This window comes from Streptomyces sp. NPDC058291 (genome assembly GCF_042880855.1).
In the GTDB taxonomy this organism is placed as follows: Bacteria; Actinomycetota; Actinomycetes; order Streptomycetales; family Streptomycetaceae; genus Streptomyces.
Window position 1 is genome coordinate 121,677 of record NZ_JBHVYK010000002.1, and the last position, 22,445, is coordinate 144,121.

29 protein-coding genes are annotated in these 22,445 nt (G+C 68.1%); 3 read left to right on the forward strand and 26 right to left on the reverse strand.

Annotated features, from left to right (window positions below):
• Nucleotides 1-12: 12 nt before the first annotated feature.
• The 20 genes from ACFVYK_RS01710 to ACFVYK_RS01805 all read right to left on the reverse strand — a co-directional run bounded on the left by ACFVYK_RS01710 (nucleotide 13) and on the right by ACFVYK_RS01805 (nucleotide 15,061).
• On the reverse strand, nucleotides 13-624 hold the full coding sequence (locus ACFVYK_RS01710) for a hypothetical protein (protein WP_389767356.1): 612 nt from the start codon (nucleotides 622-624) through the stop codon (nucleotides 13-15).
• Between the two features lie 14 nt (nucleotides 625-638).
• The gene (locus tag ACFVYK_RS01715) at nucleotides 639-1,133 is read right to left on the reverse strand and encodes a hypothetical protein (RefSeq protein WP_159051579.1); all 495 of its coding nucleotides are present in this window, start codon (nucleotides 1,131-1,133) and stop codon (nucleotides 639-641) included.
• 132 nt (nucleotides 1,134-1,265) lie between these two features.
• On the reverse strand, nucleotides 1,266-1,655 hold the full coding sequence (locus ACFVYK_RS01720) for a hypothetical protein (protein WP_389767358.1): 390 nt from the start codon (nucleotides 1,653-1,655) through the stop codon (nucleotides 1,266-1,268).
• Between the two features lie 41 nt (nucleotides 1,656-1,696).
• Nucleotides 1,697-2,128: an HK97 gp10 family phage protein gene (locus ACFVYK_RS01725; RefSeq protein WP_054244746.1), complete on the reverse strand. Its 432-nt coding sequence runs from the start codon at nucleotides 2,126-2,128 to the stop codon at nucleotides 1,697-1,699.
• Nucleotides 2,128-2,538, reverse strand: a complete 411-nt coding sequence (locus ACFVYK_RS01730) for a hypothetical protein (RefSeq protein WP_389767360.1) — start codon at nucleotides 2,536-2,538, stop codon at nucleotides 2,128-2,130. The genes ACFVYK_RS01725 and ACFVYK_RS01730 overlap by 1 nt, the downstream gene beginning before the upstream one ends.
• Nucleotides 2,539-2,578: 40 nt before the next feature.
• Nucleotides 2,579-3,004, reverse strand: a complete 426-nt coding sequence (locus ACFVYK_RS01735) for a DUF6093 family protein (RefSeq protein ID WP_389767362.1) — start codon at nucleotides 3,002-3,004, stop codon at nucleotides 2,579-2,581.
• A gap of 1 nt (nucleotide 3,005) precedes the next feature.
• Complete coding sequence (locus ACFVYK_RS01740; protein ID WP_389767364.1) at nucleotides 3,006-3,437, reverse strand: DUF6093 family protein; 432 nt, start codon at nucleotides 3,435-3,437, stop codon at nucleotides 3,006-3,008.
• 39 nt (nucleotides 3,438-3,476) lie between these two features.
• Nucleotides 3,477-3,869, reverse strand: a complete 393-nt coding sequence (locus tag ACFVYK_RS01745; RefSeq protein ID WP_389767366.1) for a helix-turn-helix domain-containing protein — start codon at nucleotides 3,867-3,869, stop codon at nucleotides 3,477-3,479.
• Nucleotides 3,811-4,926, reverse strand: a complete 1,116-nt coding sequence (locus ACFVYK_RS01750; protein WP_389767368.1) for a hypothetical protein — start codon at nucleotides 4,924-4,926, stop codon at nucleotides 3,811-3,813. The genes ACFVYK_RS01745 and ACFVYK_RS01750 overlap by 59 nt, the downstream gene beginning before the upstream one ends.
• 97 nt (nucleotides 4,927-5,023) lie before the next feature.
• Nucleotides 5,024-6,373 carry a UDP-N-acetylglucosamine 1-carboxyvinyltransferase gene (murA, locus tag ACFVYK_RS01755; protein ID WP_389767370.1) on the reverse strand — a complete coding sequence of 450 codons (1,350 nt, stop codon included), beginning with the start codon at nucleotides 6,371-6,373 and terminating at the stop codon, nucleotides 5,024-5,026.
• Nucleotides 6,374-6,475: 102 nt separating this feature from the next.
• Complete coding sequence (locus ACFVYK_RS01760) at nucleotides 6,476-7,222, reverse strand: class II aldolase/adducin family protein (protein WP_389767372.1); 747 nt, start codon at nucleotides 7,220-7,222, stop codon at nucleotides 6,476-6,478.
• Nucleotides 7,219-7,926 carry a hypothetical protein gene (locus ACFVYK_RS01765; protein ID WP_389767374.1) on the reverse strand — a complete coding sequence of 236 codons (708 nt, stop codon included), beginning with the start codon at nucleotides 7,924-7,926 and terminating at the stop codon, nucleotides 7,219-7,221. The genes ACFVYK_RS01760 and ACFVYK_RS01765 overlap by 4 nt, the downstream gene beginning before the upstream one ends.
• On the reverse strand, nucleotides 7,923-8,951 hold the full coding sequence (locus ACFVYK_RS01770) for a glycosyltransferase family 4 protein (protein ID WP_389767376.1): 1,029 nt from the start codon (nucleotides 8,949-8,951) through the stop codon (nucleotides 7,923-7,925). The genes ACFVYK_RS01765 and ACFVYK_RS01770 overlap by 4 nt, the downstream gene beginning before the upstream one ends.
• Nucleotides 8,952-9,499: 548 nt before the next feature.
• Nucleotides 9,500-10,768 (reverse strand): acyl-CoA dehydrogenase family protein, encoded by a 1,269-nt coding sequence (locus ACFVYK_RS01775; RefSeq protein WP_389767378.1) that lies wholly within the window; start codon nucleotides 10,766-10,768, stop codon nucleotides 9,500-9,502.
• Between the two features lie 84 nt (nucleotides 10,769-10,852).
• A complete protein-coding gene (locus ACFVYK_RS01780; RefSeq protein WP_389767380.1) occupies nucleotides 10,853-11,401 on the reverse strand; it encodes a GAF domain-containing protein in 549 nt (182 codons plus the stop codon).
• Nucleotides 11,402-11,460: 59 nt separating this feature from the next.
• A complete protein-coding gene (locus tag ACFVYK_RS01785; RefSeq protein WP_389767382.1) occupies nucleotides 11,461-12,060 on the reverse strand; it encodes an ATP/GTP-binding protein in 600 nt (199 codons plus the stop codon).
• A 4-nt stretch (nucleotides 12,061-12,064) separates the two neighbouring features.
• Nucleotides 12,065-12,430 carry a DUF742 domain-containing protein gene (locus ACFVYK_RS01790; RefSeq protein ID WP_307042632.1) on the reverse strand — a complete coding sequence of 122 codons (366 nt, stop codon included), beginning with the start codon at nucleotides 12,428-12,430 and terminating at the stop codon, nucleotides 12,065-12,067.
• 38 nt (nucleotides 12,431-12,468) lie between these two features.
• Nucleotides 12,469-12,978 (reverse strand): roadblock/LC7 domain-containing protein, encoded by a 510-nt coding sequence (locus ACFVYK_RS01795; RefSeq protein WP_054244758.1) that lies wholly within the window; start codon nucleotides 12,976-12,978, stop codon nucleotides 12,469-12,471.
• A gap of 32 nt (nucleotides 12,979-13,010) precedes the next feature.
• Nucleotides 13,011-14,471, reverse strand: coding sequence for an ATP-binding protein (locus ACFVYK_RS01800; protein WP_389767384.1), 1,461 nt, complete (start codon nucleotides 14,469-14,471; stop codon nucleotides 13,011-13,013).
• Nucleotides 14,472-14,548: 77 nt separating this feature from the next.
• A complete protein-coding gene (locus ACFVYK_RS01805) occupies nucleotides 14,549-15,061 on the reverse strand; it encodes a hypothetical protein (protein ID WP_389767385.1) in 513 nt (170 codons plus the stop codon).
• Nucleotides 15,062-15,294: 233 nt separating this feature from the next.
• On the opposite strand from ACFVYK_RS01805, the gene ACFVYK_RS01810 reads away from it, so the two are divergent.
• Both ACFVYK_RS01810 and ACFVYK_RS01815 read left to right on the forward strand, forming a co-directional pair.
• Nucleotides 15,295-16,767: an XRE family transcriptional regulator gene (locus ACFVYK_RS01810; RefSeq protein WP_389767387.1), complete on the forward strand. Its 1,473-nt coding sequence runs from the start codon at nucleotides 15,295-15,297 to the stop codon at nucleotides 16,765-16,767.
• A gap of 14 nt (nucleotides 16,768-16,781) precedes the next feature.
• Nucleotides 16,782-17,405, forward strand: a complete 624-nt coding sequence (locus tag ACFVYK_RS01815; RefSeq protein ID WP_389767389.1) for a 2'-5' RNA ligase family protein — start codon at nucleotides 16,782-16,784, stop codon at nucleotides 17,403-17,405.
• Between the two features lie 143 nt (nucleotides 17,406-17,548).
• Here the strand turns inward: ACFVYK_RS01815 and ACFVYK_RS01820 are convergent, their stop codons facing one another.
• From ACFVYK_RS01820 to ACFVYK_RS01845, 6 genes are all read right to left on the reverse strand, one after another.
• Entirely contained in the window at nucleotides 17,549-18,367 is an 819-nt protein-coding gene (locus tag ACFVYK_RS01820; RefSeq protein ID WP_389767391.1) for a hypothetical protein, read from the reverse strand.
• A gap of 7 nt (nucleotides 18,368-18,374) precedes the next feature.
• Complete coding sequence (locus ACFVYK_RS01825) at nucleotides 18,375-18,701, reverse strand: hypothetical protein (RefSeq protein ID WP_389767393.1); 327 nt, start codon at nucleotides 18,699-18,701, stop codon at nucleotides 18,375-18,377.
• A 70-nt stretch (nucleotides 18,702-18,771) separates the two neighbouring features.
• Complete coding sequence (locus ACFVYK_RS01830) at nucleotides 18,772-19,056, reverse strand: hypothetical protein (RefSeq protein WP_389767395.1); 285 nt, start codon at nucleotides 19,054-19,056, stop codon at nucleotides 18,772-18,774.
• Nucleotides 19,056-20,111: a major capsid protein gene (locus ACFVYK_RS01835; RefSeq protein WP_389767397.1), complete on the reverse strand. Its 1,056-nt coding sequence runs from the start codon at nucleotides 20,109-20,111 to the stop codon at nucleotides 19,056-19,058. Before ACFVYK_RS01835 ends, ACFVYK_RS01830 begins: the two co-directional genes overlap by 1 nt.
• A gap of 13 nt (nucleotides 20,112-20,124) precedes the next feature.
• On the reverse strand, nucleotides 20,125-20,544 hold the full coding sequence (locus tag ACFVYK_RS01840; protein ID WP_389767399.1) for a head decoration protein: 420 nt from the start codon (nucleotides 20,542-20,544) through the stop codon (nucleotides 20,125-20,127).
• Nucleotides 20,545-20,692: 148 nt separating this feature from the next.
• Nucleotides 20,693-21,379, reverse strand: a complete 687-nt coding sequence (locus tag ACFVYK_RS01845) for a hypothetical protein (RefSeq protein ID WP_389767401.1) — start codon at nucleotides 21,377-21,379, stop codon at nucleotides 20,693-20,695.
• A 152-nt stretch (nucleotides 21,380-21,531) separates the two neighbouring features.
• On the opposite strand from ACFVYK_RS01845, the gene ACFVYK_RS01850 reads away from it, so the two are divergent.
• Nucleotides 21,532-22,413 carry an alpha/beta fold hydrolase gene (locus tag ACFVYK_RS01850; RefSeq protein ID WP_389767403.1) on the forward strand — a complete coding sequence of 294 codons (882 nt, stop codon included), beginning with the start codon at nucleotides 21,532-21,534 and terminating at the stop codon, nucleotides 22,411-22,413.
• Nucleotides 22,414-22,445: the final 32 nt, after the last annotated feature.

Consider the following 22,445-nt stretch of genomic DNA (forward strand, 5'->3'; position numbering starts at 1 on the left):
CCGGGTCGGAGGTCAGCCTTTTCCCAGATCCGCCCTCAGCGTCTGGTTGACCAGGAGCGCGCAGGTGAACAGGGCCTTCGCCTCGGAGTCAGGCCACGCGTCGAGAAGTTCCTGCGCCTCCTGCTCGCTCATTCCGGGGACCTCGTCCCCGGCTTCGTCCCGCTCGATGTGGCAAGCGGCGATGAGGGCGGCGGGATACGTCTCGACGTTGTACTCCATGCCCTGGTCGGCCTGGGCCTCCGTCGGCGGATGATCGCGGAGGAGCTGCTCCCAGGCCGGGCGCGGCAGGGCTCGGAAAATCAGGACGACTGTCGCGTCCTCCAAGACCTGTTCGGCGGCGTCGAGTCGCAGCTGTGCGGCGACGACTTCTGGCTGGCTGACCGTCCATTCCTCGCGGTCGGCCTCCGAGACCCCTTGCTCGATGGACTGCCCGCGGGCGGTCGTGCGCGCCTTGGCCAGTTCCAACGCGGCGTCGGTGGCGTTCTTCTTCGCCTCGTCGTCGTCGCACAACCGAAGGCTGCGCTCGGGGAGCTTGCGCGCCTTGAGCCGCGCCATCTTCGCCGACCAGTGGGCGTCGCGGGCGACGGCGGCGGCCGGGGGTTCGACTATCGCTGAAGCGGTCATACGGCAGCCCCGGCTCAGACGGTCTTCGCCGGCACGGCGGCGTCGAGGGTGGGCTCGTCGGTGATGCCGAAAGTCACCTTGAACTTCGCCGGTTCCGACGCGGTGCTGTACGAGGGGCTGCGGCTGCCGACGCGGACCGGGAACGCGTCGAGCGACTTGGACTGCGGCACGTCGCCCTTGCGCAGAATGGCGATGAACCCGACGACGCCCTTGGACAGCAGGGTCTCGATCTCGTCGCTGATCTTGTCTTCGTAGAACGTCAGCGAGCTGTTGTCCGCCTTGTCCTCGCCGGGGATGGTGGTGGAGAACGTCGACCCCATGTCCGGGGTGTCGATCGGGGTGTTCTCCAGCGACCAGCCTTCGACGTCGGAGATGGTGTCCGACAAGTTCGTGGCGTTCGTGGGCCCGAGTTCGGCGCGGGTGGGGATGTTGTCGTCGGAGGCGATCTTCTTCAGGAAGAAGAAGAGGGTGGTGCCTCGGCGCATGAAACGCTGCTGCGTGGCTGACACGCGACTCTCACTCTCCGGGGACGCTGACGGCCCCGGAATACGGCAGGCCCGTCCCCAACAGATCAATCTGGGAGTCGGCCCGTACCGAGTGGTCGGGCGTCCGCGATGGGCCTCCGCGGTGAGGTACGGCGGTCAGCCGAGGGTGGTGACCTCGATCGCGAACCGCTGAACGTAACTGTATACGCCGCTGGCGACAGTCACGCCTTCCTCTTTGTCCAGCTCACGGGACATGACCATGTAGCCGGTGGCATTGATCGAGTAGGTGTAGCCGAGCGTCGTCCGGGCCAGCATGCCGGCGCGGACCTTGTCGGCCATCCACTCCGCCTGCTCGGCGGTGGTGGCAACTGACGTGACTTGATAGACGATTCGAGCGTCCGCGCTGGCGTCTCCAAAGGGTGGTCCGTCGCTGGTCAAGCCGACGGGATAGAGCACGCTGTAGGGGGTGGCCGCGCCGGTGGGCAGACTGCTGGAAGTGGGAGCCGTCCCATACCCGCATGACCGGCCGGTGGCGCTGGCGAGCATGGCTTGGACCGCGAGGCTGAGCACTCGCCCGGACACGGCCATTAGTCCCCCACCGCCGCTCCGATGGCTGCCAGGAAGGCGGGACGGATCTGTTCGACGGCCGGACCCACGTGCGGGTAGGGCGGCTGGTTGTAGATCCGCCCCAGGCTATCGGCCCCAACGAAGCCGTACTCCAGGCGCCTGCTCTGGGGCTTGTTGGTGCCGACGGTCGCCTCAACGTTCAGGCCGCTCGTGCTGAGCTCGTGGGTCCACGAGCGACGGTAGTCACCCGTCGGCGCGTTCGGTCCTGGCCGACCGCTCGCGTTGGCCTTGATCGCGGTTTCGAGCAGCATGGCGTAGTGCTGCACGACGCTGGACACCGCTGGCAGTGCGGCGGCGGCGCGAGCGTTCAACAGCGCCGCGATCTGCGGGGCGTTGCTGTACGCACCCGCCGAAGGGTGAGCGTTCGGGTGCGGGTTCCGTGGGGAAGCCATCAGCTCACCTCCTGGGCTTGGTCTTGGTCGAACTCCCCCCGCGCCCACTGCTGGAGCTGTGCCAGTACGGCCTTGGTGAAGCCGTGCGGCCCGCCGTCCATGTCCGGGCGGGCGAGCGCCGCCTTCTCCAGCAGCCCAGCGTCGATGGCCGAGAGAAAGTGGGCGGCTGCCGGTCCCGGTTCATACGGCATTCCTACGGCGACTCTCGCGTTTCCGTCGAAGTCGGGGCTGGTCTTGCCCTGCGCGAACTGAATTACCAAGTCCGCTGCTTTGCCAGCCTGTTGGTGAATGGTGTAGCCGGATACGACGCGGGAGTAGTCGATTCCGTCGATGAGTATCGAAGCCTTGCTGCCGTCCGCCGTGACGTTGACCTGCTGAAGTTCGGCGGCCGGAGTGTCCATGATCTCCATACGTCGAGCGTAGGACGGTTTTCCGGCACTCCGATTCGCCTCACGACGGCGGCGTGATCTCGTCCAGCCGCGTCACACGCACCAGCTCCACGGTCGACGCTTCGGCAGGGTCGAGGACCTGCCAGGTCCGACCGCCCGTTGCCGCGCTGCCCGAGTGCGCGACCGTGACCTCCACCCGGTCATACCGTGCTGGCACGGGCGCACTGAGCGGTGTCAGCAGCCGATACCAGGAGACCGTGTCGTCAAGCCACTGCTTGCCGACGATCCCCTCCGCGGTCACCTGGCCGTGGCCGGACAGCATGGCTCCCAGACCCTCGTAGACCAGGTCGGCAGGCACCTCCCCGAGGAGCCCCGTCGCGGGGTCGAGGGCCGGCGTGCCGGTAGGACGGGTGACCCTCACCGTGTCGAGAAGGAGCTTGGCCTCCAGCTCCTTGCGTACTTCCTCCGGGTCGATGGCGGTGGTCACCTCACGCTCCTGCCGTCTGCGTGTTCTGGTCCACCCACGTAGTGCGCACAATGCTCAGGGTGGAGGTCTCTCCGATGTCGATGACGCGCCAGGTCCGGCCGATGGCCGACTCGTCTTCGGTCTCTACGACGGCCACGGTGTCCTCGCGTGAGGCGACCGGCGCTAACAGCGGCGTTAGCAGTCGGTAGCGGGACGGGGTGTCGTCCACGTACGCCTGTCCGGCGAGGTGCAGGACGACGGAAGGACCTCCGGTCGGGAAGATCGCCCCCGGGCCCTCATAGATGGTGCGGGGCGGGCCGGGCTCGTACTGTCCCGTGTCCGGATTGAATACCGGCTCGCCAGGCCGACAGATGCGGATCTTGTTGGTGAGAATCTTCTTCTCGACGATCGCGCTGACGGCCCCCAGGGTCAGCCCTTCCGTGGGTGTACTCATACCAACGACCCTACTGGGCAAAGTCAGCGACTCTGTTCGTCAATCCGTGACTTGCGCGGCGGTCGTGCTGGAGCCGTTAGGGCGGGGCAGCCGAGATTCGATTTCAGCCAGAAGACGTGACGCGGGACAGCCGTATGCCAGGCAAACCTTCACTAAAACGGTCGTCGTCGGTTCGGTCACGGCTCGTTCGATCCGTGAAATCGTCGAACGGCTGACTCCTGTTCGCCGTTCCAAGTCGTACACCGACCAACCACGTTGTTCCCGGAGAAGGACGAGAGAGCGCGCCAAGTCCGCCTTGAAGCGATTGACGTAGCTCTCATTCGGTCTTCCAGACGCCGCTGCCTCATGCTTCTTCGGCGTTTCGGAGCAGCCGTTACGAGTCGACGATGATGGGTTGTCGGCCTTCGAGTCGGCCGGACCAGTACTGCTCATTGCTGCCTCGTGCAGCTTGGACGGCGATGCCGAGCCGTTGGGCGATGTTGCTGCGGTCACGGAGGCTGAGGGCTCCCTGAATGGTGACGGTGCGTGTCGTTGCGTCCCAGTCGAAGACTGGGAGCGTAGGCACGCCGAGCCACACGAGCTGGTTCCGGATGGCGTCGGCATTGACCGAGGGCGGGGAGGCGGTGGCGCAGCGTTCGCGCTGGCTGACCGGGCAGTGGTTGGCCGTACAGGTGGGGGTGGCGTGGACATTGTGGTTGTCCGGGCGCGCCAGAACGTGGGCGAGGGCGCAGGAGTTGGTCTGATAGATGGGGTGGTCGGGATATCGGAGCGGCAGGGTATCCAGCAGGTCCCAGGTCTCGCGCGGCCATACGGCGTCGGCCGACTCCAGGGGCAGGTTTTCGTCGCTCAGTGCGGGCCAGAGGTCAGCCATCTGCTGCCGGGAGCCTCGCTTGACCTTGAGGCCGACAGCTACGGAACAGGTGGAGTAGCGAGCGGCCCAGTCCAGGACATGGGTGATCGTCTCAGGGGCGGCGTTCGCGTGGATGAGCGGACGCCAGTAGTGGATAACGGGAATCCCGTGTTCGCTCAGACGCGGGAAGTTGGCACGGAGTGCTTCGTGGTCGATGCCGCGTTCGATGTCAGGGCCGAGCCCGGAGTAGCTGAGGTACACGATCACGGGGATGCCGGCCGCCCGCGCCGCGAGGATGGCGTCTATGACGTCTTGGGTGACGGCGCACTTCGTGATCAGGCACACCGGGTTGCGTACGCTCCTGGCGACGAGTTCGCCCAGGAGCCCGACAAGATGGGCGCGGTTGCGTGGGGTGGCGAGGGCATCGGTGCAGGTGTAAAGGGCAAGCACGGCTTGCCGGTAGTAGTAGGGGCTCGACAGGAGCAGGTCGACGGTCCGCTGAGGGGTGGCCAGTTGGGCTGGCTTGACGCGCGTTTGACCGCGGTCGAGGAGGTAGCAGTAGTCGCAGACCTTGGGGCAGCCCTGATCCGGATTGATCGCGAGCCAGGTGTCGTGCTGGTCGATGACCGGCTCCCACACCCGCTGCGGAGGTAGGAGAGGTAAGGCATTTCGCACGGACGGGTCCTCTTCAGCCGGGGTGCCGCCCGTCCTGCTGTGGGCGGGCGGCACGGAGATGTCAGGCGGGTTGGGTGGTGATGTTGGCGCCGACCGCGGTGAGCTTGGCGACGGGTTCCTCGTAGCCGCGTTCGAGGTAGCGGGTGCCGCTGATGGTGCTCATGCCGTCCGCGACGAGGGCGGCGAGGACGTAGCCGAAGCCAGCGCGCAGGTCGGGAATGACGAGGTCTGCGGCTTTGAGCGGGGTCGGGCCGGTGATCTTGGCGGTGTGCTGATAATCGCGGTTGTGCCACCGGCAGGCGGCCGCTCCCAAGCACCGGGTGGTCAGCTCGATGCCGGCGCCCATGGAATCGCTGAGCTGCTGGGCATAGCCGAACCGGTCCTCATAGATCGTCTCGTGGACGACGGAAGTGCCGGTCGCCTGGGTGAGCAGGACCGTCATCGGCTGCTGCCAGTCGGTCATGAACCCGGGATGGACACCGGTCTCGACGTCGGTGGCGGTTAGCGGCCGGGCCCGGAAGAACTCCAAGCCGTGCTCCGTCTCGTTGAACTCGCCGCCGACGTGGCGCAGTACGTTGAGAAAGGTGATCAGGTGATCCTGGCGTGCGCCGCGCACCTCGATGCGGCCGTCGGTGGCGACTGCTGCCGCGGCGAAGGAGGCGATCTCGATGCGGTCGGCGACGGTGTGGTGCTCGACGCCGCGGAGTTCGTCAACGCCGGAGACGGTGAGCGTTCGGTCGGTGTCGATGGTGATCAGAGCCCCCATCTTCTGGAGCATCAGCACCAAGTCGACGATCTCGGGCTCGACGGCCGCGTTCGAGATGACGGTTGTGCCCTTGGCGAGGACGGCCGCCAGGAGCAGGTTCTCGGTAGCTCCGACCGAGGGAAACGGCAAGTGGACGTGTGCACCCGTGAGCCGGTCGGCAGACACCTTGACAGAGCCGGGCCGGTCCACGATGTCAGCACCCATCTGGGCGAGACCTCGGAGATGGAAGTCGATGGGCCGCTTGCCGATGGTGCAGCCACCGGGAAGCGGAACGACGGTTTCGCCGCGCCGGTGGAGCAGGGGTCCCATCATGAGGATCGGGATCCGGTTGACGCCGGAGTACATAGAGGACAGCGAGGTGCTGGTCACCTCTGGGGTGTGAACGCGGACGGTGTGCTCGCCGAGCCAGGACACCTGGGTGCCCAGCTCGGTGAGCATGCCGAGGACGAGGTCCACCTCGAGGATGCGGGGCACGCCATGGAGCACGCAGGGTTCGCCGGTCAGCAGCGTGGCAACGAGTTCCTTGGTCACAGCGTTCTTCGCGCCGGAGGCTTCGACCGTGCCGTGAAGCGGTACTCCGCCAGTGATGCGGTAGGTGTGCCGGTCGGCGGCCATGGGCTGCTCCTGCGAGGTCAAGATATGCATGCGGCGACGTTTCCTGTCCCAGTTTGCGGATACTTTAGGGCGGAATATCACTATGCCTCTAGATCAAATCCCGCCCCATGAGATACGACGATACTGGTGTGGTCACGGTTGCACCGCCGCGCCCCGCCATTCGGGTCGGTACACCCGGTTGGGGTAGACAGCTCCGCCAGTGAGCTGGGGCTGCAACAGCGCGGTCCGCGCGGTCTCCTCCAGGCGCAGCATCAGGTCGACGGTCTCCTCCAGCTGTCGGCCGACGGTGAACGCACCGTGCCGGTAGAGGGTGAAGGCCAGGCCGTGACGTTGCAGTTCGTCGGCGCGAGGCGCGATGACCTTCTCCAGCTGCGGCCGGTACTCCAGAAGGCTGACGGCGGCGACGTCGGGCCGGTTCACCATGCCCGCCGGCAAGTCCAGAGGAACGGGGTTGGCGATGAAGTCGGCCTTTACCGCACTGTCGTCCGCGAGGAGACAGGGGATGTCACCGAAGGTGTCGGCTCGGTTGGTCACGCTCGGTACCGGCAGGCCCAGGGACGCGTAGACCAGGCTGTAGGGGGCGTGGGTGTGCACGACGGCCCCGGCGCGCGGCAGCATCCGGTACAGGTCCAGGTGCACCGGAGTACCGGATGCGCCCAGGCCGCCGGTCTGCTCGATGATCTCCCCGTCGGGGGCCAGGACGATGAAGTCGCGAGGGCTGACCTTCCAGCGGTCGAACGCCAGTCGGGTACAGGACAGGAGAATGTTCCCGTCCGGCATACGCACCGACACGGCGCCTCCCGCCGGGTTGAGCAGCTGCCAGGCGACCATGTCGTCGATCACGCTGACGAGGTGCCTGCGTACGGTTTCGTACCTCATGACAGTCCTTCCAAGGGGGTTGTGATCTGGCTTCCGGACTGCGGCCCGCTCACCCGGCTGTTGGCGGGGATCCACACCGTGGCGACGGTGGTGTTCGAGGCCAGGACCGATCGGGCGTTGATGACGGAGCCCGGCCCGACGGTGACCCGTGCGCCGGCGCGGACGCCGTCGCCGATCACCGCTGACCATTTCGGTTCGCCGGTACTCATCCGTCGGCCATCCGGCAACGCGAAGCTGATGGGCTTGTCCGGGCGGAGCATGTCTTCGTTGGTCATCACGCAGGCCGCGGTGAGCAGGTCTGCGGAGAAGTAGCAGCCGCGGCCGATGACGCAACAGCCCACGGTCGCCCGGTGGGACAGGATGCTGTGTTCGCCGACGAGGCTGCGGGAGATCTCGCACCCGTACCCGATGTGCACATGGGATGAGATCACTGTCCGCCCGCGCACGGTCGAGTACTCGTGGACGCGCACGCCCGGACCGATCACCACATCGTCGGCCACGTTCGCCAGCGGGGAGACGTAGGCCTCGGGATGGATGCGCGGCCGGGGGCCGAGCGAGGCGCACACCAGTTCGTATACAGCGCCGGACACGTCGCCGATGGACGCGATGGGCTGCTCGTCCAGGACGCCGGCACCCAGCTCCCTCAGGAACGGGTCGTCGGCCAGGCGCAGCACATCGCCGAGCAGGGGGCCGACCTCGTTCACCGGGCGGGCTCGAGTGCGCGGGCGGCGGGGCGCTGGCCCATCACCAGCGTCAGATACTGGGCCGCGCAGCGGCCCGGGGTGTACCAGGCTTCAGCCAGAGCGCGGGCGGCGCTGCCCATCCTCGCCAGCGAGGCGCGATCGAGAAGCGCGTCGGTGAGGGCGGCCACGAGGTCGCCGGGATCGTCCGGGTCGTAGACCATGCCGGTCAGAGCATCGATGACGAGTTCGGGGCTGGCTCCGGCGTTGGGCACCAGGGCGGGTATCGCTGCACCGGCGGCGTCGATGACAGCGCGTCCGAAGCCCTCCTGGACCGAGGCGGTGGCCAGCAGGTCGTACCCGGCCAGTCGCCGGGGCAGATCCTCGGTGTACCCGAGGAAGTGCACCGGTGCCGCGAGTTCGCGCACCAGGTCTTCCAGTTCACTCTGTTGGGAGCCCGCTTCCCCAAACACGTCCAGACGCACCGCGGTGGACAAACGTGGGTCGGCGACCGCCCGCACCAGGTGTTCCGTGCGTTTCCAGGGCACCGTACGGGCGACTGCGGCGACGAGGAGCCGGCCCGTGCCGGGTCTGGTGCGCTCGGGGATTTCGGCCGGGATGGCGACACCGTTGTGGATGGTGCTGACGTACCGCGCCTTGGGCGCGTGCACCCGCAGGGCTGCTGACGATGCATGCGAGATGCCCACCCATACGGGCACGGCAGTCAGAAGCTCCCACGGAAGGTCCCCGATCGTCCTCTTGACCATCGCACCCTGGTCCGGGTCGATCACCCGCAGCACCTGCTCGGCATTGACGACGTGCCGGACGACCGGGATAACCCGGGTGTGCGGGCCCAGGACCACGTCGGCGGCCGCGGTGCGGTGGCTGGAGATCACCACGACGGGTCGGCCGTCGGCAGGCTGGCAGATGCGCGTAAACGCCTGCTGGTACTCCTGCCAGTTCGTGACCTCGTGGACACGAGCCGGGGCGCAGATACCGGCGGCCGGTCCGCCCTGACGCCACCACAGCACATCCACGTCGGGCACCATCCGGGCGAGGTTGCCCGCCAGTTCTATGACGGAGTGCTCTGCTCCGCCTCGGGCCGTAGTGACCCAGGTCAGGACAACGTGCGGAACCACTGTGCCTCCTAAGGAAGCGGCGATTTTGGTCACGGGACGTTTCTCGGAGCACACGACGTCCCCTGGAAGACGGGGGCGGGGCGATGCGCCTGGAAAAAGGAAGGCGGGATGGTCGGGCTGCACCGTTGTTGTCCTTGGTCTACGTCGCCGATGTCTCTCGATGGATCACTCGGCGCGGGGGCGGCTATAGCACGCTCACGGTGGAGGGCGCGTCGGTCCCTCGTCCGCGCACCGGGCTGGTATTCGCGCTGGGGGACGGGGTTGCCTGGCGAGGGACGGCAGAGGGCGGCGGGCCCCGTCAGATGATGTTCATGCGGTCCTCTGAGAAGGGGGTAGGCGGGCAAAGGCGTGGCGATGTGCGCCCCGCCGCAGCCCTGGCCTGGACGGGTTGGACTGCGGCGGGGCTGGGGGCCCGCGCACGGCAATGCGGATGTACGGGGTTGCCGTGCGCGGGAGCTTTAGAGGGCGGGCGCCGGGTCTGCGCGGGCGTGCCGTGTGAGGTGGGCGAGGTGGGCGGACCACTGCGTGTGTTCGGTCTCCTCACCAGCGTGGCCGTGTTCGCGCAGGAGCGCCTGAGCGAGGCGGATGCGCTGGACTTCGCCGGTGCCAGCGGGTGCATAGGTGGTCTGCATGTCGCGCCAGACCCGCTCGAGGGGGTAGTCCTCGGTGAGCGCATTCGCGCCGTGCAGTTCCATGGCGTCCCGGCCAGCCTCAGCTGCGAGTTCGTGGCCGAGGCCCTTGGCCGCGGTGAGTTCCGCGTCGCAGGGCAGACCATGGTCGAGCATGTCGACGGCGTGATAGGCCAGGATCCGGGCCATGACCACCCGAGCCGACATCTGGCCCAGCCGGTCGCGGACCACGCCGAGGTCGGCGATTGCCCCTTTGTAGCGGGGCCGGTGGCTGACGTACTGCGTGGTGAGGGCGACGGCGCTCTCGTGCAGGCCGAGGCTGAGCGCGGCCAGGTTGGGTCTTCCGTACAGGATGCTGCTGGACTGCGCGATGTCGAAGCCCTGCCCTTCCTCACCCAGGACGTTGTGAGGCGGGATGCGGACGCGGTCGAAGCTGATCACGCCGAAGCTGAAACCGTGCAGGCCGAGCTTGCTGGTGTAGCGGTGGGCGTGGACTCCCTTCTGGTCTGCTTCGACGAGGAAGGCGGTGAGAGCCTGGGAGGTGCGCGTGCGCGGCGGGGCGGTGCGGGCGACGACGACGTGACGGTCCGCCAGGTGGCTGTTGCCGACGTGGACCTTGGTTCCGGACAGGACCCATGCCTTGCCGTCCCACTCGGCACTGGTCTTCATTCCGCCGATGTGGCCGCCCTGGTCCGGCTCGGTGACCGCGATCGACATCAGCATGCTCCCGTCGGCGACGCTGGGGAGCAGCGCGGTGCGCTGATCGTCGTTGCCGTAGTGGAGCAGGGCGGCGACCGGGATCAGACTGGCCTGGAGGATGGCGGCGGCTGCGCCGGAGACGCGGGCGAGGCGGTGGATCAGGACCGTTTTTGCGACGTGGCCGGCGTGCATGCCGCCGAATGCGGCGGGGACGGTGACGCCGAACCAGCGGCGGCTGGCCATGAGCCGAACCAGCTTCCGGTCGACGCGGCTGGGCGCGCTCTCCATGCGCTCCACCTGGGGAAGGACCTCCTCCTGGGCGAAGGCGTCGACGTCCGCCCACAGAGCCTGGTGGCTGGGGGTGAGGAACCTGTCGAGGGTGGCGGGCGTGGTGGGCATGGGCATGGCGTTCCCTCTCCCTGATGGGCTCACGTGACGGCTGCGGCCAGAACCGCGTGGGGGGGTTCCCGGACACTCGGTGCGTCAGGGGACAGGCATTTTGATCTTGAGTTCGGCGGCGGCCGCACGGGTGCCGTCCTTGACGATGGCCTGGAGCCGCGCCGCGTCGGCGAGGGTGCGCGCCTCGGGGTCGACGATGCAGACCGTGGCCAGCACGAGGCCGGTGGCCGCGTCGATGATGGGGGCACCGAAGTAGGACTGGATGCCGATGGCGTCGACGACGTGGTTGCCCTGGAAGCGCGGGGAGGCGGCCACGTTTGGTAGGGGCAGGCCGCGCCTGCGCTGGACGACCTCGGGGCAGTACCCGTGGGCGCGGCTCATGGTGCGGCCGACGAGGGGGTAGCCGGCGTCGCGCGGCGGGTTGCGCAAGCCGAGGAAGGTCTGTTCTTCGCCGAAGGCGTTCACCATGGCGTAGAGGAAGCCGGCGCGCTCGCCAATGTCGTCGGCGATGTCGTCGAGGGCCTCGGTTCCCTCCATGCGGATGCCCAGCTCATTGAGCCGCGACAGGCGGGTGGCCATCTCGGTGAGTTCTGTGTCCGGGTCGTCGGTGACGACGTGAATCCGGCGCTGCACCGTGTGAAGGGACGGGATGGGGGCCGGTACGGAAGCGGCCTGGTGGGGCGGAGTGAGGGTCATAGTACGTCCAGGAATGCGGAGTCGGCGGTTGCGGTCTTCACTACGTGCTGCACCAGGGCGAGCAGGATTCCGGCGACGGAATCGGACTTGCGGGCGTCACAGAACATCAGCGGCACTGCGGCGTTGACGTCGAAGGCCTCGCGGATCTCGTCCAGGCTGCGCGGGGCAGCCCCGGGGAAGCGGTTGATGGCGATGACGAAGGGCAAGCCGAGCTGTTCGAAGAAGTCGGCCGCGGGGAAGCTGCTGGCGAGTCTGCGAGTGTCGGCCAGGATGACGGCGCCGAAGGCGCCCTGAGCGATGTGGTGCCAGAAGCTCCAGAACCGCGGCTGTCCGGGGGTGCCGAACAGGTACAGCTCGACAGGCTCGGGTTCGTCCCAGCCGACCCGGCCGAAGTCGAAGGCGACCGTGGTGGTCGTCTTCTCCTCGATGCCGTGCAGGCTGTCGACGGTCTCGCCCTGCGCGGTGAGGACTTCCTCCGTGCGCAGGGGAGGGATGTCGCTGATGGAGGCGATGGCGGTGGTCTTGCCGACGCCGAATCCCCCGGCGACAACCAGTTTCAGGACGGACCGCTCGGCGGGCCGTGGCGGCTGGGTCATGGACTCACCCGGCCTTCGCGTTGGGCCACTTGCGCCTGAGACCGGCACTGAGCGCCTGGAGCGTCTGGAGGTCGGGCCCTTCTCCGTCCGCCCGGTCCGGCGCGGGCACGGCCAGGGAGTCCGCGTCGATCAGGTCGGAGACCAAGACCGTAACTGCGGCTACGTGCAGACCGAGCGTGCCGGCCAGTTCCGCGAGCGGACGCCGCCGCTGTCGGCACAGCTCGATGATCTGGGCGCTCTCCTCGGCCAGCCCGGGGCGGGGCTTGCGGCGGCCGGGACCCAGCACGGTGTGCAGGCCCAGGAGGTGTCGGGGGCGGGTACGGCCGTCGGTAACGGCGTACAGCCGCACGATCGAGGCTCTCTCATCCACCGCCCCGGCCGGTAACGAGGCATGGCGTGGACGGTGGCTCATGCGGCACCGTCGCTCTGGCCGTCGCGGGCGCGGACGGGGGTGGTCATGAACGGTGCGAACCGCGTCACCAGACGCCCGGTGGCGTAGCCGATCGTGCCGATGTTCGCGTCGGAGCAGGCCAGCACCACCAGCACCGTCGCAACACTGCCCCCGCTCTTGTTGAACGCCCGCCCGACGCCCGCACCGGTGACCAGGAAGATCGCGTCATCCCGCTCCACCAAGACCTGCTGGGGCGGCAGCTTTGCACGCATCGGCCCGGAGACCCCTCCGGCCAGACCCGCCATCCCCGCGAACGCCGCGGCCAACTCGTCGGCCCAGTCGGCCTCCATATGCGAGCAGCGCACCTGCTGCATCCCGTCGCGCGAGAGCAGCAGCGCGTCTGTAACACCCGGAGTGTCGTCGACGAACTGATCGAGCAGGCGCGTCATCTGCCCCTTCACCTCGTCGGGGGAGGCTGCGGGAAGGTCGGACACCACACCAGCTGTGCCGTTCACGTCGTAGGCCATGGCAGTTCGCTCCATAAGAATCAGAGGTCGGGTCACGAGGGACTGTTCCGGGATGTGCCGGGGCCGGGATCGGCGCTCAGCCCTGCGGCAAGGCTCGCGCGCCAATCCGCTGCGGCCCGGGGGTTCGCCGCCTGGGACGACATCGCCGGCTCGGCGGCTGCAGACGGCATGGGCCTGTCCACCCGCTGGCGCCGGGGCAGCCGATCCGCCGCGCCGCCGTTGCCCGGTGCGGGGCGCACGAGCGGCTGCACGACGCCTGCATGCGCCGGATGCGGGGCGGCCGGTACCGGCGCGGTGGAGATGCTGACGGTGCCGACGGCGGGAGCGACCGGAACGAGGTAGCGATTCGGGATGATCACGTTAGCGGTGGTCCCACCCATTGCGTTCAGGGTGAGCCAGACCTTCAAACCGTGCCGCGCAGCGATCTTTGCGGTGGTGATGAGGCCGAGATGTCCGCGGCGCACCTGGGCAGCGACATCGGCCTGGCCCGGGTGAGCGAGTAGATGATTCAACATGTCCCGCTGGCCAGGGTCCATCAGGAGCGTCGCCCGGTCTTCGACCTCGATCAGAAGTCCGGACGCCACCTTCCCGGCGCGCACGACAACCTGGGTCGCCGGGTCCGAGTGCTCCAGCCCATTGTCGATCAGCTCCGCGAGCAGGTGCGCCACCTCGGGGTGCACGTGGGCGGGCAGCGCGAACCCGGCACCGACGTCGCCGGGCACAGTGAGCACGCGCGGGTACTTGACCACCTCAGACTTCGCGCCGCGGAGCACCGTGCCGACCTGTACGGGTCTACGCGTCTCACGCAGGGACCGGCCGCCGAGGACGACCGACACGCTCTCCACCATGCGCCGCAGCCGCGTCGCAAGATGGTCGATCTTGAAGCTCCAGTCCAGAAGCACCGGGTCCTCGGTCGCCTCCTGCAAACCGGTCAGGTGCTCCAGCATCTCGTCGATCAAAACGTGCTGGCGTCGCGTCAAGGTCCGGTGCATCTCCACCAGCACGGCCGCCTGCGACTCGTCGTGCACCCGCAGCAGGGCACCCGCACCCTGCACCTGGAGGTTCCCGATCAGTTCGAAGACCTTCTCCAGCGGATCATCGCCAGCTCGCCACTCCTGCGGGAGCGACGGCCGGGTTCCTCGGCACAGCTCATCTGCCGTCCAGATAATGGTCTGCTCAGCTGCTCCTGCGGCTTCCGCGATCAGCTGTAGCTCCGCGTCCCGCTTGAGTTGGAACGAGGCCGCCACTGCCCGAATCCGGATGAAGCCGAGCAGAGCCGCGATCAGCACGCTGCCGCCAAGAGCCGTCGCTAGCTGGATGATCCCGAGCCGGTAAACCCAAACGGCGAGGATGGTCATGCCCCACAGCGCGACGATGCACAGCAACGGCGCGAGCAACACACCGCCGACCTCATCGAGGAAACGATTCTCGCTACGGCGGTTTCGTCTACGGCGATGATTGACCGGCCGGGAGGAAGGCACGCGGTCAGACATGGAGGTTCCTCAAGAGTCAGTTCCGACAGGGAGCAGAGGAGGGGAATAAGCCGGCCAGGCGGTCCCTCGTCAGCACATCAGGTGACGGGGAGAATGGCCTGCACGGTCTTGCCCACGGCCTCGCCGTCGACGCTCTTCACGTCCCACGACAGACGCCCCCGGTAGTGGGCCACCCACCACAGCCCCGTAGGCGTACCTCGGACTTCGCCAGACTGCTTCGCCACCTCGTTGAAGCCTGGGAAGTCCGGGGAGGCGTCGTCCACCTCGATCATCAACTCGTGGGTCTCCGGGATCACCGCCATCCGCAGGGGAATACGGGCGGGTGCGGAAATCTTGCCGTGCTTGACGGCGTTGTCCACCAGCTTGTCGGTGACCCGGGCCGCGATGTCCACGTTCCCGTGCCAGTGGCCAATCGTGAGCCAGGTCCGGGTCCGCAACCGGGCGTTGGGTCCAGCTGCCTCATTTGCCAGCAGCGACGTGCTCCAGTCGAACGCGGGCTTCTCCGGCCATCGCAGAGGAAGGAGGGTCTGAGCCTCGTCCGCGCAGCGTCGCGAGGCGGACCTGCCCGCCTCGTTCTGAAGTGTCGTCATGTGTGTCCTCGGGATGCCGGTTGCGGTGCCCCTACCGTTTCAATCCGGGCAGTTGGCGTCACGGGCACCGGTGACCAACTTTTCTGGACACCCACCGCCGCACCGGCCAGGGAAAACCCGCCTTTCTGGACGGACAGTTGGTCTCCCCATCCCCATTCCTCCAGGCCAAGCCCAGCCGAACGATCGCTGACGCAGCTACCGTGAGTCCCCGACACCGCATAGGGAGCACGCCCATGAACGCCCCCTCGAAGCCCGGTTCTAAGGCAGACCGGGACGCCCTCCGCCAAGACATGACTGCCGCCGGATGCACGCTCGCGGACATCGCCATCGAGCTGCGCTCCCGCTTCCGGATGCGCCCCAGGGAAGCGTGGCGCCACGCCCACGGCTGGACGCTTCAAGAGACGGCAGATCGGATCACCCAAGCCAGCACCTCACGTCCCGGCGAGTCTGTCGCCGCCGACGCCTCCCTTGTAGGCAAGTGGGAGAAGTGGCCGGGCCCCTCCTCACGTCGTCCCAGCCTCCCGGTCCTGTCTGCCATGGCGGAGGCCTTCGCATGTGGCGTAGAGGATCTATTGGACCTGGAAGATCGACGGGCGCTGCCCAAGTCGGATCTGCGTCTGCTCATCAACCGTCCGCCGACCGCCGGACCGCCAAGCCCACCGACGTCCCTCGTCGCCGCGCAGGAGCCAACCGGAACCGATCTCGTGCGCCTAGCCGCCGACGAGTCTGCGACGTGGGCCCAGTGGGCAGAGGCCTCGAACGTCGGCGACATCGCACTTGAGCAACTGATGGCCGAGACGCGTTCGCTCGCGTCTGACTACCTCACCTCAGATCCCGTCCCGCTCTTCGTGCGGACCCGGGCGCTTCGCGATCGCGTCTTCGCCCTCCTCGAAGGCCACCAGTACCCCCGGCAGTCGGCCGACCTGTACGCCGCGGCCGGCTACCTGTGCGGGCTCCTGGCATGGATGTCCTCAGACTTGGGTCAGCTGCGGAATGCGGACACCCAAGGCCGGACAGCGTGGCTGTGCGCCGAACTGGCAGGTCACAACGAACTGCGTGCCTGGGTGCTTTCGACTCGTTCCAAGGTGGCGTTTTGGGACGGACGCCATCGGGAGGCGATCAACTTCGCCCGGCACGGTGCCACATACAACACCACGGGCACGGTGGCAGTGCTCCTCGCCTGCCAGGAAGCCGACGCCTGGTCCGAACTGGGTGCCCAGGACGAGGCGCTGACGGCGCTCGCGCATGCCCAAGACGCGCGCGCCGAAATGACCGGCGAAGACGAGATCGGGGGCATCTTCGCCTGCCTGCCAGCGCGTCAGGAGAACTACGCCGCAGCCGTCCAACTGCGTGTGGGTCGTCCCGCTGATGCCTTGAGGTCCGCAGATAGCGCCCTCAGACTCCTGGCTGTGCAGCCGGTCAGAGCGTACGGCACCGAGGCGCAGATCCACATCAGTCAGGCAGCAGCCCATCTGGCCCAGGGTGAAGCAGAGGGCGCTCTCGAGTCCCTTGCCCCTGTCCTCGCGCTTCCGCCAGACCACCGCCTGGAACCCGTCACCCGCCGCCTCAGCGAACTGTGTGCGAGCGTCGGCCGCCCCTATGCCAGTGGCACCGCGACCGTCGGACTGAGGCAAGCCGTCGAAGAGTTCTGCGTCGACTCCGCTCCACGACACCTTGCACTCTCGCCAGGAGAGGGCTCTCCCTGATTTGATCCCACGCTATGACGACTCAACCCGAGACCATGCGCAACCACTGGTGGTGGCGGCCCGGCTGGAGCGTTGGCCGCCGCTTCTACACCTGGCACCTGACGTTCGAAGGCCAGGACGATGTGCACCGGCTCGCTGCCGAGTACCGCTCCGCGCTCGCACCTCTCGGAGACAGCCTCACCCCGATCCCCGACCAGTGGCTGCACCTGACCATGCAGGGCATCGGCTTCGTGGGTGAGACAAAAGAGCAGGACGTCCACAGCATCGTGGACGCAGCCCAAACACGACTGACCGCAATCCCCGCCTTCGACGCCCTGATCGGACCGGCGGTGCTGGACCCCGAAGCGGTGCTCCTGCATGTCCACCCCGACGGCCCTGTCCGAGCCGTCAGAAACGCCATTCGGGAGGCGATCGGGGACGTTCTCGGCGAGGTCCCAGAAAAGGCAGAGGGCTTCACTCCACACGTCTCGGTGGCCTACAGCGCCCAAGACGGTGCCGCCAAGCCGATCGCGCAGGTCCTCAGCGGCCTCAACGTCACGCCGGCGCATGCTCGTATCTCCACCGCGGAGCTCATCGTGATCCACCGGGACAACCAGATGTACGAGTGGGAGACCTTCGCGAAGGTACCGCTCGGCTGACGGTCCTCTGCCAAGCGGGGCCTTGCCGCCCGTCCGTGGGCCGCAAGACCCCGCGCCCCGCACAGGAGCAGATGAGGCTGGACTGTGAGCCCCCAAGGCCCGGTGGCAAGCCACTTCTTGGCAGCAGAGCCCGACAGTCCGGCTCAGGCCGCTTCCACGAGATCCGGGCGCGGCCCGAACCCACGCCGACAGCGCGGATGGGAGATCGGCCAATCGGCAGCCTCCTCGACGGTCCGCACCGTGCGGTTGGCCTTGTCGGTGTCCTGATGGGTGGTCCAACCGCAGTCCGCCCCGTCGAAGACCTCGACCATGGTGACCCCTGCCTCGCGGGTCCGGTTGAGAGTGCCGGCGTTGTACGCGACAGCCGACTTAGCGAGGGTGGCAGCCTCCGCCCAGGCACGAACCGGGACGCGAGCACCGTTGCGGTAGACGACGTGGGTCAGCTTGTGCTCGGCGGCAAGCCTGGCCGCAAGGTTCTTCGCGGCCTGCTTCGCCGTCATGTTGCCCGCCGCGAGCAGCGGGACCTCTCGGCGGGCTGCCTCCCGCACCGCGCGGTAGAACTGGTTGGCCATACGCTCGGCTTCCTGGGAGCGGCGCAGGAAGTCGGCGTAGGAGTCGGCCGCAAGCGACTGTAGGGCATCGCGATGGAAGGTGGTCCAGGTGAAGGTCACGTCGAGGGCTTCGGCGGCGGCTTGGGCCCCGGCGGCGTACAGGTGAGGCAGCTGCCGTTCAACGAACTGCCGGGCCTCCTGGTCGACGCGCTGGCGGAAGGCTCGGATCGCCTGCTTGAACTCCTCCAACGTCGCCACGGTGTGCGGCGTCCTCGGGTTGTCGGCGAACTGGGTCAGGACGGCGCGCTGTTTGGAGGCTAGTCGATGCCAGGCTTCCTCGAGTACTTCCGCGACCCGGCGCGCGATCTCGTCCGGGTCTCCGGGCACCAGCGGTGGCCATTCGTACGGCACGGCCGCTCTACCTTCTGCGCCGAGGAGGCAGGAGCGGCACGGTGACCAGGTCGGCGCTGGCCTCGCCTGCCGCCGGATCGTCCGGGGCGACGAGTTCAGCGAGGCCGGTGATCTGGCGCTCCAGTCCGGCGAGGTTGTTGCTCTGGTCGATGGTGACCACGCCGTCGACAGTCATGCGCAGCGGCTCGGCGAGCAGCTTGGCACGCCGCTCGGCCAGGACTTCGGCGGCGACGGCGCGAGCTCGGCCCAGGCGCTCGTAGCGGCTGACGAGGTCCTGTTCGTCCGTGGCAGTGCCCAGCTGCGCTCGCAGCCAGGCGAGGAGAGTCGGGTCCATCAGTGCTCCAGGATGGCCGTCGCCCGCCCCCGACCGGGGAAGGGCGGGGACGGGCTGAGGCGTCGGGGTTCTACGCGTCGGAGTCGGCGGTCTTCCTGCGGCGCCGCGGTGCCGACTGCGCGGGCTCAGTCTCGGCTTCGGGCGGGGCGGCGAAACCGAAGGGCTGTGACTCGTCCAGCTCGGACTCCTCCGGAGAGGACTCCTCCGGCGACGACGGCTCGTCGTCCTCCCACGCGTCCGGGTTGGTGATCTCGGCGGCCACGTCCTCGTCGGGTTCGTCACCCGGCTCCAGCACGATCCACTCGCGCGACTTCGGATGCTGGACGTGCACGGCGGCTGCAAGACGGCGGCCCATCAGATCACCTTCGCCACGATGTGGGCGTCCGGCGTGTGCAGCACGGGCATGCCGACTGCGGCCCCCTTGGTCCAGATCTGGACCGGGTCGTCCTGGGCACCGCGGGTGATGATGATCCCCGGACGGTCCTCCTTGGTGATCTCCGGGTTCGTCCCGCGTGACAGGGCCAGGCCCTCGGCGGTCACGCCGAAGATGGTCTGCCCCCACTTCGTACGGTCCGGCGGCAGCATGATCCACCGGTCCTCGGGGAGGACCTTGGTCTGAACGCCGTCGACGCGCACCTGCCCCTTGTAGAAGGTGATCGGGGGCAGGCCGTAGTTGTCACGGACCACGTTGATCTGCTGAGGCGTGAGCGTGGCGGTCGGGGTGTTCGAGGGGTTCACCGAGCCGTAGTACGCCGCCCTGTAGGCGTTGTTGGCGGCCAGGAACGAGAACGCCTTGCGGCTGGTGACCACCAGCTCCGGGAAGGGCGCGCCTCGGTCGTCGAGGTACTGAATCCAGCCCAGCTCGTCCCTGATCGGGTCGGACGTGGGGTCCGACCAGAGCTTCGGCACGGTCGGCAGGTTGCCCGCCGGCACGCCCCAGTCGACCTCGGTGGTCAGCCCGTTCTCCGCGACGAGCGAGAACTTCCCGTCGACCAGGACGTCACCCCAGGCCAGCTCGACACGGGAGCGGATCGCCTCGACGTGCCGCTCGGTGTCGTCGTACAGCAGCTCGATCAGCCGGTCCTCGTCCGCGCCTCGGGACGCTTCCAGCAGGATCTGCTCCTGCTCGCCCACGAGGAGCTTCTGACCGAGGGGAGGCAGCATGCCCTCGCGGGTGGTCTGCCACGCCTCGCGGGATGCGAACGGCACGCTGGCGTCGAAGGCCCGGTACTTGGCGACGTTGACGTACCGGCCGTTGTCCTTGACCCGCCACTTCACCTCGTCCTGCTCCAGCGTCGGGATGATCCCGCCGTCCCTGGTGAACAGGTGGTCCGCCGGCGAGGGGATCGCGCGGGCGAAGGTCGTGAGGTCGCGGGCGGCGACGTTCTTGATCAGGTCCTGAATGGTCATCGTCGGCCGCCTCTCACACGTACCGGATCTGGGGACCGGTCACCGAAGGGGTGACCTTGGTGAGGTCGATGCCGCCGGGGACCTTCGCGGCGACGACGACGCCGTGCCACAGCAGCGCGGCGGGCACCTTCGTGGCGGTCGGCGCGAACAGCGCCTCGGCGAAGACGTGACCGGCGAGGTTCTGGCGGCCGTCGGTCGCCGTCGGATCGAAGGCTCCGTACAGGCCGCTCGCGGTGATCTTGCCGACGGGCACGCCGGACAGGACACGACTGTACGGCTGGCCGGTGTCGGTCGATGCGGCGGTGTGCGTGCCCGCGGTCAGCTTCGACACGTCGAGCGTGATGGTCTCGGTGGAGTCGGTGCCGTGCAGCGCCGCGAGCCAGGCCCGGTCAGCGGTGTACGACGTCGACGTGGTGATGGGCTGGAGTGTCACAGCCGTCCTCCCGTGGACGTGAAGCGATCGGATTCGCGCACTCACCTGATGGTGGTGCCGTCCACGGGAGGTGTGAGGGGCGTGGTCCCCATGTCCGGCTATCCCGCCGGTGGGGTCATGGTGTGCGCCATGACGTCGCTGGGCTTGGTCAGCCGGAGATGAATCCCCTGCGCCGCGCCATCTCCAGTCCGGCCGCGCCCGGCTTGGGCGGTACGCCCCCACGCGACGGCGGCCCGCCTGCGGGGGAACCGCCGGGGGCGGGCGGTGTGGCCTCGCGGGTCTGGCCGAACAGCTCCGGCCTGCGCTCCTTCAACTGCTCGGCAGCTGTGGCGACCGCGTCGTCAGCGGCGTCGGGCTGATCGGCTAGGGCACGGTCGATGAGGAGCACCGCGTCATTCAAGTCGTCCCCGGCCGCGCCAAGTCCGGCGAGGGATGCGCGCCGGACTGCCGCACGCTCTTTGGCAGCGGCCTGGGCCTCTCGCGCCTCGGCGACCCTCAGCTTCTCCTCGGCCGCCTGCTCCCGACGTTCGACCTCGGACAAGGCGGCCTGCTCGGCCTCGCGCTGGGTGGTGATGAACTCGGTCAGCGCCTCGGAGTTGTCGAAGCCGAGATCGCCGAGCAGCTTCTTCACGGCCGCGCGTCCGCCTTGCGTCTTCTCGCGGGCCAGCAGCCGCGACAGGTCCTCCTGCGTGACCGTGCCGCCGGCCGCGCCGCCGTCGCCTTCAGGCTTGTTGGAGTCGTCCTCGGGAGAAGCACCGAGGATCGGGTAGATCGGCCGCCCGTCACGGCGGTGCCCGGCAGGTTCGAGCGGGTTGGGGAGCGAGGGGCGCGTCATGCGTGAACCATCCACAGGTCTCCAGCGCCCCCGCGCCGTAAATCAGTCTAGGGCCTGTCCGACGGATCATGGGCAGAAGCCAGGAAAGTATGTGCAGGTCACCGGACGATATTCTGGGTGCGCTCCGTGGATGACTAGGACAGTCTCCGTGCATGTCGATCGTTGACGTGTCCCCTGAGGTGTCTATCGCGTACGAGAGTTTCGGCGACCCTGGAGACCCGCCAGTCCTGCTGGTGATGGGTTTCGGCGCGCAGATGCTCGCCTGGCACGAGGACTTTTGCCGAGCACTGGCAGACCGCGGCCGTTACGTGATCCGGTGCGACAACCGGGACTGCGGGCTGTCCGCCAAGTTCGACGATCATCCTGTGGACATGGGCAAGTTCATCGCCGCCGTCAGCTCGGGAGACATTCCCGCCGCCCTCGCCATGGTTCCCTATCGGCTTCTCGACATGGCGGGTGACGGCCTCGGCCTGCTCACCGCGCTCGGTATCGAACGCGCCCACGTGGTCGGTGCCTCGATGGGAGGGATGATCGCCCAGGTGATGGCCCTCTCCTGCCCGGAGCGGGTGCTGACCTTGACGTCGATGATGTCCTCGACCGGCGAGAGCGAATACGGCCAGTCCAGCCCGGAGGCCCAGGCGGTGCTGTTCAGTCCCAAGCCCGCGGACCGCGAGGGATACGTTGCGGCGGCGGAGCGGGAACTGGTGTGGGCCTCCAAGCGATACGGCGACGCCTCGGTGCTGCGTGAGCTGGCCGCCGCGAGCTACGACCGCGCCTACTACCCCGAGGGGATCGGGCGGCAGCTCGGCGCGATGATCCTCAGCGGTTCACGTGCGGATGCACTGCGTGAGCTGCGGGTGCCGACGCTGGTGATCCACGGCCTGGACGACACGCTGATCGACCCCAGCGGCGGGAAACGCACCGCGGAGCTGGTTCCCGGCGCCCAACTCCTGCTGGTCCCCGACATGGGCCACGATCGCCCGCGTGAACTCTGGCCCGAGCTCATCGATGCCGTGGTGACCCATACCGGTTGAGCAAGCATGGCCAGAGCAGCATTGAGGGGAGA